Origin of the sequence: Chryseobacterium sp. MMS23-Vi53, assembly GCF_047651245.1 — a bacterium.
GTDB lineage: Bacteria > Bacteroidota > Bacteroidia > Flavobacteriales > Weeksellaceae > Chryseobacterium.
On sequence record NZ_CP180265.1, the window covers coordinates 554,088 to 566,628 of the forward strand.

At 33.4% G+C, this 12,541-nt stretch carries 13 protein-coding genes; 9 read left to right on the forward strand and 4 right to left on the reverse strand.

All coding sequences use genetic code 11. From position 1 onward, the window contains the following. The first annotated feature begins 79 nt into the window (after positions 1-79). Positions 80-589 carry a 50S ribosomal protein L9 gene (gene rplI, locus ACKX2A_RS02595; RefSeq protein ID WP_415327476.1) on the forward strand — a complete coding sequence of 170 codons (510 nt, stop codon included), beginning with the start codon at positions 80-82 and terminating at the stop codon, positions 587-589. A gap of 212 nt (positions 590-801) precedes the next feature. On the opposite strand, the gene ACKX2A_RS02600 is transcribed toward rplI, so the two are convergent. Beyond that, complete coding sequence (locus ACKX2A_RS02600; protein WP_415327477.1) at positions 802-1,602, reverse strand: helix-turn-helix domain-containing protein; 801 nt, start codon at positions 1,600-1,602, stop codon at positions 802-804. A gap of 218 nt (positions 1,603-1,820) precedes the next feature. Here ACKX2A_RS02600 and ACKX2A_RS02605 point away from each other — a divergent pair, with 218 nt between their 5' ends. The 5 genes from ACKX2A_RS02605 to ACKX2A_RS02625 all read left to right on the forward strand — a co-directional run bounded on the left by ACKX2A_RS02605 (position 1,821) and on the right by ACKX2A_RS02625 (position 7,371). Continuing rightward, positions 1,821-3,077 carry a TolC family protein gene (locus tag ACKX2A_RS02605; RefSeq protein WP_415327478.1) on the forward strand — a complete coding sequence of 419 codons (1,257 nt, stop codon included), beginning with the start codon at positions 1,821-1,823 and terminating at the stop codon, positions 3,075-3,077. Between the two features lie 5 nt (positions 3,078-3,082). Continuing rightward, complete coding sequence (locus tag ACKX2A_RS02610; protein WP_415327479.1) at positions 3,083-4,129, forward strand: HlyD family secretion protein; 1,047 nt, start codon at positions 3,083-3,085, stop codon at positions 4,127-4,129. A gap of 259 nt (positions 4,130-4,388) precedes the next feature. Beyond that, positions 4,389-5,189 carry a hypothetical protein gene (locus ACKX2A_RS02615; protein WP_415327480.1) on the forward strand — a complete coding sequence of 267 codons (801 nt, stop codon included), beginning with the start codon at positions 4,389-4,391 and terminating at the stop codon, positions 5,187-5,189. Between the two features lie 91 nt (positions 5,190-5,280). Then, positions 5,281-5,952 carry a hypothetical protein gene (locus ACKX2A_RS02620; RefSeq protein ID WP_415327481.1) on the forward strand — a complete coding sequence of 224 codons (672 nt, stop codon included), beginning with the start codon at positions 5,281-5,283 and terminating at the stop codon, positions 5,950-5,952. Between the two features lie 42 nt (positions 5,953-5,994). After that, a complete protein-coding gene (locus ACKX2A_RS02625) occupies positions 5,995-7,371 on the forward strand; it encodes an aldehyde dehydrogenase (RefSeq protein WP_415327482.1) in 1,377 nt (458 codons plus the stop codon). 30 nt (positions 7,372-7,401) lie between these two features. Here the strand turns inward: ACKX2A_RS02625 and ACKX2A_RS02630 are convergent, their stop codons facing one another. After that, entirely contained in the window at positions 7,402-7,974 is a 573-nt protein-coding gene (locus ACKX2A_RS02630; protein WP_415327483.1) for a thioredoxin family protein, read from the reverse strand. Between the two features lie 79 nt (positions 7,975-8,053). Between ACKX2A_RS02630 and ACKX2A_RS02635 the strand changes: the two genes are divergently transcribed. From ACKX2A_RS02635 to ACKX2A_RS02645, 3 genes are all read left to right on the forward strand, one after another. Further along, the gene (locus tag ACKX2A_RS02635; RefSeq protein WP_415327484.1) at positions 8,054-8,938 is read left to right on the forward strand and encodes a lysophospholipid acyltransferase family protein; all 885 of its coding nucleotides are present in this window, start codon (positions 8,054-8,056) and stop codon (positions 8,936-8,938) included. A gap of 6 nt (positions 8,939-8,944) precedes the next feature. Further along, the gene (locus ACKX2A_RS02640; RefSeq protein ID WP_415327485.1) at positions 8,945-9,913 is read left to right on the forward strand and encodes a glycosyltransferase family 2 protein; all 969 of its coding nucleotides are present in this window, start codon (positions 8,945-8,947) and stop codon (positions 9,911-9,913) included. A gap of 204 nt (positions 9,914-10,117) precedes the next feature. Further along, complete coding sequence (locus ACKX2A_RS02645) at positions 10,118-10,672, forward strand: 3'-5' exonuclease (protein ID WP_415327486.1); 555 nt, start codon at positions 10,118-10,120, stop codon at positions 10,670-10,672. 125 nt (positions 10,673-10,797) lie between these two features. On the opposite strand, the gene apaG is transcribed toward ACKX2A_RS02645, so the two are convergent. Beyond that, entirely contained in the window at positions 10,798-11,172 is a 375-nt protein-coding gene (gene apaG / locus ACKX2A_RS02650; protein WP_415327487.1) for a Co2+/Mg2+ efflux protein ApaG, read from the reverse strand. Positions 11,173-11,269: 97 nt separating this feature from the next. Further along, the gene (odhB, locus tag ACKX2A_RS02655) at positions 11,270-12,532 is read right to left on the reverse strand and encodes a 2-oxoglutarate dehydrogenase complex dihydrolipoyllysine-residue succinyltransferase (protein WP_415327488.1); all 1,263 of its coding nucleotides are present in this window, start codon (positions 12,530-12,532) and stop codon (positions 11,270-11,272) included. Between the last annotated feature and the right edge of the window lie 9 nt (positions 12,533-12,541).

A 12,541-nucleotide genomic window follows, 5' to 3' on the forward strand; every position in this document is an offset into this window, starting at 1 on the left:
TTTAGATAATAGATTTCAGATACAGACTATGTCTAACTTCTAATTTCTAACTTCTAACATCTAAAAAAGGACAACAACAATGAACATTATCCTAAAAAAAGACGTAGAAAACTTAGGTCTTGAATTCGACACAGTAAGCGTAAAGCCTGGTTATGCAAGAAACTTCTTGATCCCTCAAGGATTTGCACTTTTAGCTACTCCTAAAAACATTGCAGCTCTAGAAGCTACTTTGGAGGCTAGAAAAGAAGAAGAAGCTAAATTAGTGGCTGCTGCAAACGCTGTAGTTGAGCAATTGAAGAAAACTTCTATCACTATTCCTGCAAAAGTAGGTGCTGGTGACAAATTATTCGGTTCTATCAACAATGCTGATTTAGCTGAAGCTCTAGGAAAAGCTGGTGTATCTGTAGATAAAAAATACATCAAAATCCCTGGAAATACTATCAAAAGAACAGGAAAATTTACTGCTCTTGTTAGACTTCACAGAAACGTTGAGTACAACTACGAATTCGATATCGTATCTGACGCTCCGGTTGAAGCTCCAAAAGCTGCTCCTGCTAAGAAAGAAGAAGCTCCTTCTGAAGAAGCTTAATCTTATTATTAATAAGACGAGATTTTTCTCAAAATATAAGACCACTTCTTTTGAAGTGGTTTTTTTTATACATACTGGTTACTTTGATAACCTCAGTCACCAAGAAATGTCGCAATTATAAAAGAGGATCAATATTTGTAGAAAGTACGATTGTTGATACTCTCGAAGCCACGTTATAAATCTCAAACACAAAAACTCTCCCACTCTCAAACTCAAGTTCCTTTCAACTTCTGCTGATACTCCGTCGGCGGAATTCCAATTACTTTTTTAAAAATATTACTGAAAGATGATAGACTGTTATACCCTACCATCATTGCAATTTCGTACATATTATATTTCCCTTCCAACATTAATTCCAATGAACGGGTAATTCTCAAAGCACGTAGAAAACGAACGTAATTCATACCCAAAATCTCTTTAAATTTCCTTGAAAGCGTTCTTGTGCTCATTCCAAATTCTTTTGCTGTAGATTCGATGGTTAAAGGCTTTTCAAGATTGGCGTGAATATATTGAGCAACTTTTAATAAAGTTTCATCATTCGGAAAAGGATGTTGAACGGGAAATGCTAATTTTTTATCTCTTTTTTCGGGTAAAATTCCTTTTAAGGCTTTGAGGAAATAATATTTAGCTTCATCATTTTTTGTGATTTTTCCATTCCATTCTTTTGTATATAAAATCATCTCACGAAGCAAATGGCTGACAGAATAAATATTAATTTCATCAAAAAAGCCACTTTCATTTTCTTCTTTTTTAAAATAAAAATTATACAAATCCACTTTCGGGCTGGTGGAAAAAATATAATGAGGAGTTCCTGCAGGAATCCACATAAAACATCTAGCCGGTAAATACCAGTGTTTCAAATCTGTAAAAATATGCACAATACCTCCTTCAGCATATACCAATTGTGCAGAACTGTGATGGTGAATATCTGTCTTTACATCTCCTTTAAGTACATGATAAACGTAAAACTCAGCATCAACTTCTTCAACGGCTCCAAAATGACTATCATTCATAAAATAAAGATATGCAGAAAATTTTAATTTGGCGTAAATGAACAAATCTTTTTCTGTTTTCACAAATCACGCCCGAGGCTTCATCACGTAACTTTGCAACATCAAAATCAATTTAGCAAAAAACCTTTAATAAATTTATGAAAATGATATTTGACGCACGCAGATATCGCTGTATTGCGTTGTGCTTATTATTGATAAGCAGTTTTTTACAATCACAAATGATCGACTATCAACATCTCAGCCTTCACAATGCAGTTGAGATCGGACTTAAGAATAACAAAAATATTCAGATAAGTCATTTAAAAAATGAAATATTCCAAACAAGGGAAAAAGACCTTAAAATGGAAAAACTTCCAGACATTGAATTTCATACCAGCTATAATCAGGTGACCAATCTTTTTCAGCACGAAAATGGCGTATTCGGAAAAGCAACAAAATATGATATCATCAACGGTATGTATGACTTTACGCTTTCTGCCTCAATTCCGATTTATATGGGCGGAAAAATTAAAAATACAGAGAAAAAAGCAGCCATTGATACTGAAATTTCTTCATTAAAAACGCATTTAGATGAAAGACAATTGAAAATGGAAATCATTACTGGCTTCCTTCAGATTCATCATTTAAAAGAACAGCAAAGTTTGATTAATGATAAAATGAAAGAAGATTCTGTAAACATTAAACAGGTTAAAGCCTTAAAAGCAAACGGTGTTGTAACCGTAAACGAAGTTTTGAGAACTTCTCTACAGCTTTCCAATCATAAAATGAGCTGGACTGAATTAGATAACGATATTCAGATTGCAGAACATAAATTAAAAACCATTTTGTCACTGCCTGAAAATCAGAAAATGCATGTAGATACAGAAGATTTGATTTCAGAAAAAGCAGAAATTCCTTACATAAATGAACTAACAGAAACTGCTTTACACAAAAATGAATCTGTAGAAATGGCAACCAAAAACCTTTCGATAAAGGAATTAGACCAAAAAATTACAAAAGCGAATTATTTACCGAAAATTACGGCCGGTGGAGAATATTTTTTAAAATATCCCAATATGATGTTTTTTCCTCCTGAACCTTATGCTTACCGGTTAGGAATGATTGGTGTAAATCTTACCTATCCTATTGAAAGTCTGTATAAAAACAAATACAAAATGCAGGAAGCAAATGAAAATATCAACCTTGCCAAATTGCAGGTTGAAGAAAATGAAGAAAATATCAGACATAATGTTTATGAAGCCTACAAAAAGTTTGAAGAAACCGACCAAAAGGTAAAAATAGCAGAAGAAGCGATCAATCAGGCAAAGGAAAATTACAGAATTGTACGAACAAAATATGCGAATAAATTAAGCTTAATCACTGAATTAATCGATGCTGACAACGCATATCTGGAGGCACAATCCAATCTTATTTCCGTAAAAATCAACAGACAACTTAAATATTATCAACTCCAATATACTATTGGAAACTTATAAAAACTATGGCACAAAAACAATTGACACGAAAAGAAAAAAGAATCAATAAAACGATCACTTTATTGGCATGGATTCTCATTATCAGTGGGATTACGGGAATGGTGAGTTTTTATCTTTTCTCCAGAAAAAATGTGACGACCAACGATGCGCAGATCGAACAATATATCACACCCGTTTCAAGCAAAGTTTCAGGTTTCATTAAAAATATTAAGTTTAACGAAAATCAGTTTGTACATAAAGGTGATACTTTGATTGTGATTGATAATCGTGAATTCGTAAACCAAGTGAAAATGGCTGAAGCCAATCTCCATGCTAATTCAGAAAACATCAATACGATTGAAAGTGGCGTAAATACGAAAGAAAGTGACACAAAAATCATCGATGCAAAAATAGCTTCCGCCAAAATCGATATTTGGAGAACCGAACAAGATTTTAAGAGATATAAAAATCTGGTTTCCGAAGATGCTGCGACTGAACAACAATTCGAAAACGTAAAAGCTTCTTACGAACAGGCAAAAGCCAATCTTTTAGCATTAGAACAGCAAAAAAATGCAGTGAGAGCAAGCGTAAACGAACAAGAAACAAGAGTTGCTCCCGTTAAAAGTCAGATCCAGCAAAGTTCGGCGAGTCTGAATAATGCTAAACTTTTCCTTTCCTACACTGTCGTTACCGCACCTTACGATGGTTGGGTTGGTAAGAAAACGATTCAGGAAGGTCAGTTGATTAAAGAAGGTCAGGCCTTGGTGCAGATCGTGAGTAAAGAAAAATGGATTATTGCCAATTACAAAGAAACACAATTGGGACAGATCGATCAGAATAAAGAAGTTATCATCACAGCAGATGCTTATCCCGATGTAGAATTTAAAGGAAAAATTGTTTCTGTTTCTCCGGCTTCAGGCTCACAGTTTTCATTGGTAAAACCTGACAATGCAACAGGAAATTTCGTAAAGATAGAACAAAGATTTCCTGTAAAAATTATTCTTGATAATCATCAAAATAACGAAAAATTACTTTCCGGAATGAATGTTTTGGTGAGTGCGAAGAAAATATAAAGTTTGAGAGTGAGAGGGTTTGAACGTTTTTAGAGTTGTATGTGGAAGTGTTTAAGTGTATTCGATTAAATTTTCAAATTCCTCTTCTCAAATTTTAAATTAAACAATTAAATTATTTTTTTAGCGAAAAGACAGAACTGCAATTTTGCCATCTTATCTTTACTTTTACACCTTGCTATTTTGTCTTTTCGCATTTACATTAAACAAATCAGGCAAAAATTAAAATTCATCAATTTTATGATTTTGCTTAAATAAAATCATGCAACACAATACAGTTTATCATAAATGGGTACCACAATGGCTGAAACTGCCGCTTCTTATTCTGGCGCTGTTTCCCCACCTGATGTTGTTGTCGCTTTTGCACTCCAATAGCGCCTTCACGTCTTCTTTTATGGATGTTGATTCGGACGACATTCAATACTTAATGATTTTGATGTATGGGACATTTGTGGTTACCCTTTTAGTTATACAGCGATTTATGGCGTATTTCAGCGTAAAATATTACACCCTTCTGATGTCTTCCGTTTCCATTCTTATCCTTTACGGACTTTCGATTACCAACGATTATCATATTATTTTAGTAATTCGCTTTCTGGAAGGAATTTTTGGAGTGATGGAAGGTGCTATTTTTTTGCCATTAATTGTCGCCGAACTCAAAACGAAACACGCCAAAGAAATTGCATACACCTTCATGTACACCATTATTCTTACGGGTGGAACGATTACAACTTCTTTGTTAAAATCAAGCATTGAAGACTACGATTTCAAGCATATGATTTTGATGATGGTTTATTTCCATGTTTTTGTATTAATTATCGCCTTTGCCATTTTTAATAAAAACAGATTCTTCCCTAAAAAACCTCTGTATCAACTAGATATCACAAGCTGGTTTTTGCTTTGGGTTTGTCTTCAAGCCGGAGGTTATGCTTTAATTTATGGAAAAAGACTGATGTGGTTTGAATCCGATATCATCATTCTTTGTTTTTTAATTTTCTTGATTTTCGGAGGATTATTTATGTTAAAACAGAGAAATCAGCCTCGTCCTTTTTTTTCACTTTGAAGTTTTTAGTTCAAAAAACTTAATTGCGGGAGTTATCCTTTTTTTCATTTTTTATATTTTAAGAGCTTCTATTAATAATGTATACAGCATCATGGCAACCGTCTGGAAATGGCCATGGGATTACATTGTAGAAATTCAATATTGGAATGTTGCGGGAAGCCTTTTGGGCGTTTTCCTTTCAGCTTTGTGTATTACAAAAGGAGCTTCATCAAAGTTAATTTTTTTCGCTGGATTTCTAATTTTAGCGATTGATTGTGCTTGGTTTACCTACACTTTTTACCCCGACACAACGCTTCAGACCATTTGTCCGCCATTATTTTTGCAGGGAGTCGGACAAGGATTACTTTTCACACCTTTAGTATTTTTTTTAATTGCGGGAATGCCTGAAGACTATGTTGCTAATGCATCAGCAGTGGGAACAGCAACCAGGTTCTGGACAACTGCAATCGGATATGCCTTAATGCAAAATCTAATGTTATTTTTAACTTTAAAGCACTCAGATACATTAAGTTCAAACTTTACAGATACCAATCCTATTTTTTATTCGCAATGGAATCAGATTTTCGGTTCAAATATGGCAAAACTTCCTGTGAATGAATCATTATCAATGACGGCGGGAGCATTTAAAGCAAAAATAAATGCACAGGCAATTTTACTGTCAAACATGGAAATTTTTACAGGATTGTTTTGGCTGGCCTTAATTACAGCATTTATAATTTTACTGTATCATCCTGTAAAAATTGCCGTGAGAAATATAATGTAAAATTTAGGCAAAAAATTTGATATATTTTCTGAAATTCGCTTTATGGAAATTCAGGAAATTGTATCTAGACAGAAAGATTTTTTCAAAACACAGCAAACGAAAAATAGTAAGTTTCGTAAAATGTATCTTGAAAAACTAAAAGATTTAATTGTTAAAAACGAAAATCTTTTATACGAAGCTATCTACAAAGATTTTGGTAAGTCTAAATTTGATACTTTCACCACAGAAATTTCTTTTATTTTAAATGATATTGATTTTTATCTTAAAAATTTAAAGTCTTTGTCTAAACCTAAAAAGGTAAGAACTAATCTCGTCAACCAAATCGGGAAAAGCCGAATTTATTCCGAACCATTAGGAAATATTTTGGTCATCGGAGCATGGAATTATCTTTATCAGTTATCGCTCTCTCCTATAATTGCGGCTTTGGCAGCAGGAAATTGTTGTATTTTAAAGCCAAGCGAAATTGCAGAAAATACCATGAAAACAATGGCAAAAATCATTAATGAAAATTTTCCACCAGAATATTTATATGCTTACGAAGGCGGAATTGATGAAACGACAGAACTTTTAAAATTGAAATTCGATAAAATATTTTTCACAGGAAGTACAAAAGTCGGAAAAATTATTTATAAAGCTGCTGCAGAGAACTTAACTCCGGTTACTTTAGAATTAGGTGGTAAATCTCCTGCAATTATTACGAAAGAGGCCAATCTTGAAGTAGCTGCAAAAAGAATTGTTTGGGGTAAATTTTTAAATGCAGGTCAAACCTGTGTTGCTCCCGATTATTTATTAGTTGAAGAATCTGTTCAGGAACAGTTTTTAGAAATATTGAGAAAATATCTTAAAGAATTTAATTATCAACCTGATTCTGAGCATTACACCAAAATTATTAATCAAAAGAATTTTGAACGTTTAATTCAACTAATTGATAAGAATAAAATTTACTTTGGAGGAAACTTCAACAAAGAAAAATTATACATAGAGCCAACAATTTTAACGAATATTACTTGGAATGATGAAGTCATGCAGGAAGAAATTTTCGGACCGATTTTGCCGGTCATTTCTTTCAGTAATTTTAATCTAATTTTAAATGAAATTTTAGAACAGGAAAAACCTTTAGCTGCTTATTTATTCACCAATAATCCTGAAGAAAAGGATTTTTTTAAGCAGAAACTATCTTTTGGCGGAGGTTGTATTAATGATGTAATAATGCATCTTGGAAATGAAAATCTACCTTTTGGCGGAGTCGGAAATTCAGGAATTGGTAATTATCGCGGAAAATTTGGTTTTGAAACTTTTTCGCATCAAAAATCTATTCTTGAAAAAGCGACTTGGGGCGAACCAAATATTAAATTTCCACCTTATTCCGAGAAAAAATTAAGCTGGATTAAAAGATTGTTGAATTTTAATTTAAAATAAAAAACCGAGAAAAATTTCCCGGTTTTATTTTTATGATTTTTTTGGAGCCCATTGTTTGAAAAACTCCTTCGTTTTTTCTAAACTATATCCTTTATCCTGTTCCAAAACATCACTTTGCTGAACATGAATCATTTTGCCATTTTGATCTAAAATGATGAAAACAGGATAACCAAATTTATCACCTGGATTTCCATATTTAGCAAAAATCTTTTCATTTTTATTATCTGGAGAATAATTTAAATGATAATATTCATAGTTTTTATCCACAATATTTTTCAATTCAGGAGTTGTCTGCACAAATTGATTGAATCTCAAACACCAGATACACCAGTTTCCACCCGCCTGAATTATGATATTCTTCTTTTCCTTTTTCGCTTTTGCAATTAAAGCCTGTATATCTTTTTCCGCATCAGCTTTTGGATTGTAAGGCTTCGGTAATTTTGCCTTTTCTTCAGCAGCTTTTTTCTTTGCATCCAGCTCTGCATGGTCGGTTTTTACCAACAAAGCCTTTTCCGTCTCTCTCGCTTCGGGTTTATCTTTTAACTCCTGGGAAAATCCTAAAAAACCTAATCCCAAGAAAGCTGTTAACAATAATTTTTTCATAATATAAAAATAAAAAAATAATACTTATTGCAAGCAAAAATAGAACCATAATTTTATTATCCGTAAATTTGCATGTTTTATGAATTTCCTGATCAAAATATTATTTTTAATATCTAAGCTTCCCCTGAAAATTTTATATATTTTTTCGGATATTATTTTCTTTTTGAACTTCTATATTGTTGGATATAGAAAAAATGTAATTACCCAAAATCTTCAGAATTCATTTCCTCAAAAAACCGATGAAGAAATCGCAGAAATTAGAAAAAAATTCTATCGTAACTTTTCCGATTATCTGGTTGAAACTGTAAAATCATTCAGTATTTCGGAGACAGAATCGAGAGTTAGAATGCAACACATTAATCAGGAAGTTTTTCATGAGGCAAAAGCGGAAGGAAAAAATATTATAATGTTGGCGGGACACGTTTTCAACTGGGAGTGGATCAATGCTTTAGCTAGGATTATTCCACAAGATCATTGCCATCCCGTTTACAGAAAAGTAAATAGTGACTTTTGGGAAAATCAAATGAAAAAAGTCCGAAATAAATTCGGAAACGAAGCTTTGGAAGCCAATGAAGTGATTCTCAATATTTTCAGATCAAAAAATGACGGAAGTTCTGCTTATATGTTTGTGGCAGATCAGACTCCGCATTTTGCACATATTACGTACGGATTAGAATTTTTAAATCAAAGAACTCCTGTATTTACGGGTTACGACAGATTGGCAACAAGGATGGATCTTGCGTTCATTTATTGTGAAATGAAGAAAGTAAAGCGTGGATTTTATCAAGTGAATTATCACAGAATTTATCCCGATGGAGAAAAGTTTGTTGAACATGAAGTTGTGAAAAAATTTCATAAATTATTGGAAAACACTTTACACAAGCGTCCAGATAATTATCTTTGGTCACATAGAAAATGGAAATATCAGGATTCTATTAAAAATTTTGATTCTGAAAAAATATAGATTCACATGTCGAAAAAATTAGCAGTTGCGATCTTAAACTGGAACGGAAAAAATTGGCTGGAAAAGTTTCTTCCAAGTGTTGTTCAGTTTTCTCAGGATGCAGATATTTATGTTATTGATAACCTTTCAACAGACGATTCTATATCATTTTTACAGTCTCAATTTCCCAATGTAAAAATTATCAAAAACGATAAAAACTACGGTTTTGCAGGAGGCTACAATGAAGGCTTAAAAGAAATTAAAAACGAATTTTACTGCCTTCTTAATTCTGATGTAGAAGTTACAGAAAACTGGATCGGACCTATTTTGAATTTATTTGAAAAAGATTCATCAGTTTCTGCCATTCAGCCTAAAATTTTATCATTTAACAATAAAAATTATTTTGAATTTGCCGGAGCAGGAGGTGGTTTAATTGACAATCTTGGTTATCCATATTGCAGAGGACGAGTTTTTGATGATATAGAAGAAGATAAAGGACAGTATGATGATGAAACAGAGATTTTCTGGGCTTCAGGATGTTGCTTATTTATCCGTTCAAAAGATTTTTGGGAACAGAAAGGTTTTGATGAAAGATTTTTTGCGCATCAGGAAGAAATCGATCTTTGCTGGAGATTAATTAACTCAGGAAAGAAAATTTTTTACACCGGAAAATCAAAAGTTTATCATGTTGGAGGGGGGACTTTAAACAAGCAAAGTCCTCAGAAGACATATTTAAACATTAGAAATAATTTTTCAATGCTATTAAAGAATTTGCCATTTCCACGGTTGATTTGGCTGATATTTTTTAGGTTATGTCTAGACGGAGCTGCCTCATTTTATTTTGCCTATAAAAATGGGGTTTCACATTTTTGGGCAGTTTTAAGAGCTCATTTTGGATTTTATGGTCAAGCTTTTGGAACTTGGAAACTTAGGCAAAAATATCAGAAAGATAAATTTTATCAATCTAAATGGTTGATTTTTAAACATTTCTTATAATTAGATTGCGGGATTTGTTTTAGGGGATTAGCTTCATGATCACCTTAAAATTTAAAATGTGTTGAAAGGTTCAGCCCGACTTGAGTGGAGCACATTTTGTAGTTTTAAAAACTACAAAATTGCGGGAACGGAAGGCGGAAAAAAGCTGCCCAAAATATTAGAATAATTCATAACTTATAACTCTCAATTTAATAACTACAATTCATGGATTTTTGTGCAATAGATTTCGAAACCGCGACCAACGACAGAAGCTCAGCTTGTGAGGTCGGAATCTGTATTGTTGAAAATTCTCAGATTAAAGAAACAAAAACATGGTTGATAAAACCACCTAGTTTTCCTTATTTCAGTCAGTATAATATTGATGTTCACGGAATTTTGCCCCAAGATGTTAAGGACTCTCCTACTTTTGACGAAATTTGGTATGAAATTGAAGAGGCAATGTATGGAACGCTGATGATTGCTCACAATGCTTCTTTTGATGCAGGGGTTTTGCGTGGCTGTCTGAATCATTACGGAATGTTTACTCCAAAAATTGATTATTTATGTAGCATTCAGTTGGCAAAAAAATCATGGAATTATTTACCTAAATATGGTCTGAAACATCTGGCAGAATATCATCAAATCAAATTCAACCATCACAGAGCAGGTGACGATGCGGAAGTTTGTGCTAAAATCTCTCTCCTAGCCTTTGAAAAACTATTTCTCACAAGCAATGAAGAGGTTTCTGAGTATATGAAACTGAAAATTAAAAAATTGTGATTTGTGGTTTTTCCCAACTGATTTTGATTGAGTAAAATGTCTATTTTCTCGCTGATTTGCAGATTGCGCAGATGTTTGAGGATATTTTTTAATTTAAAATAATATTTAGCTTTTCTTGTTTTAAATTAATTGCTCAAAACTTCAGACAAAAGATTAAATTTCGGAATATCTATTTCAAAACTTTCCTGTGTCTCCATGTTTCTTACGAGGTATTTTCCGCTCATATTGCCAACTCCGGAACGAAGCATTACATTGGAGAAATAAGCAAAATTTTCACCCATTGGAATTTCCGGTGTTAAACCGATCACTCCATCACCGATAATTTCTGTGTATCCGAAACCAACATCGAAAATTAACCATTTTCTTTTAAGAATTTTTATAGGAAAATTTCCATCATTTTCGATGGTAATGTTGTATTTGAAAACGTAACGGTTTTCAGATGGATAACTGTTTTTACTATCATATTCAGGTATTACTGAAACTTTGATATTAGAGGTCATTTTTGAGAACATCATTATAGTATTTACTATATTAAATACAAAAATCTCGCCTTTTTGAGGCGAGATTAAAAATTTATATTATAATTTTCTTAAAATCTTATAATCCAAGACCTTTTCTTTCGTCTCCACCCATTAGGATACTCACCGGGTTGTCGATCGCTTCTTTTACCGCAACAAGGAATCCTACAGACTCTTTACCGTCGATAATTCTGTGATCGTAAGACATTGCAACATACATCATTGGACGAATTACAACTTGTCCGTCAACCGCAACTGGTCTTTGGATAATATTGTGCATACCCAAGATTGCAGATTGAGGAGGGTTAATGATCGGCGTAGACATCATAGATCCGAAAGTACCACCATTTGTAATAGTGAAAGTACCACCAGTCATTTCATCAACAGTGATTTTTCCGTCTCTTACTTTGATTGCCAAATCTTTAATGTTTGCTTCAACGCTAGCAAAAGACATATTTTCAGCGTTTCTCAATACCGGAACCATTAATCCTTTAGGACCTGAAACCGCAATTGAAATATCGCAAAAATCATAGTTTACTTTGAAATCTCCGTCGATAGATGCATTTACATCCGGATACATTTGTAATGCTCTTGTAACTGCTTTTGTGAAGAAAGACATGAAACCAAGCCCTACTCCGTGTTTTTGAGCAAATTCTTCTTTATATTGTTTTCTTAGTCTAAAGATCTCAGACATGTCAACTTCGTTGAAAGTAGTTAACATCGCTGTTTCATTTTTTACAGAAACTAATCTCTGAGCGATTTTTCTTCTAAGAACTGAAAGTTTAGTTGTTGTTGTAGATCTAGAACCTGTAGCTGTGATTGGGTTTCCTCCAAATGCAGGAACAGCTGCCAATTCAGCATCAGATTTAGAGATTCTTCCATCTCTTCCGGAACCTGTCACTTGAGAAGCATCGATACCTTTTTCGTCAAGAATTTTTTTAGCAGCCGGAGACGGAGCACCTGTTGCATAAGTCTGAGTTGCAGCAGCTACCGGTTGAGCAGCAGGTTTTGGAGCTTCTTGTTTAGCCGGTTCAGCAGCTTTCGGAGCCTCTTCTTGTTTTGGAGCTTCAGCAGCAGGAGTAGTACTTCCCGCAGGTTTTGCAGCATCCATATCGATTAAACAAACCACTTGTCCCACCTGTACAACGTCACCTTCTTCTGCTTTTAAAGTAATAACTCCACTTTGTTCTGCAGGCAATTCTAGAGTCGCTTTATCTGAATCTACTTCAGCGATTGGTTGATCTTTTTCTACATAATCACCATCTTTTACAAGCCAAGTTGCAATTTCAACTTCTGTAATTGATTCGCCCGGTGAAGGAACTTTCATTTCTAAAACTGACATATCGTATTT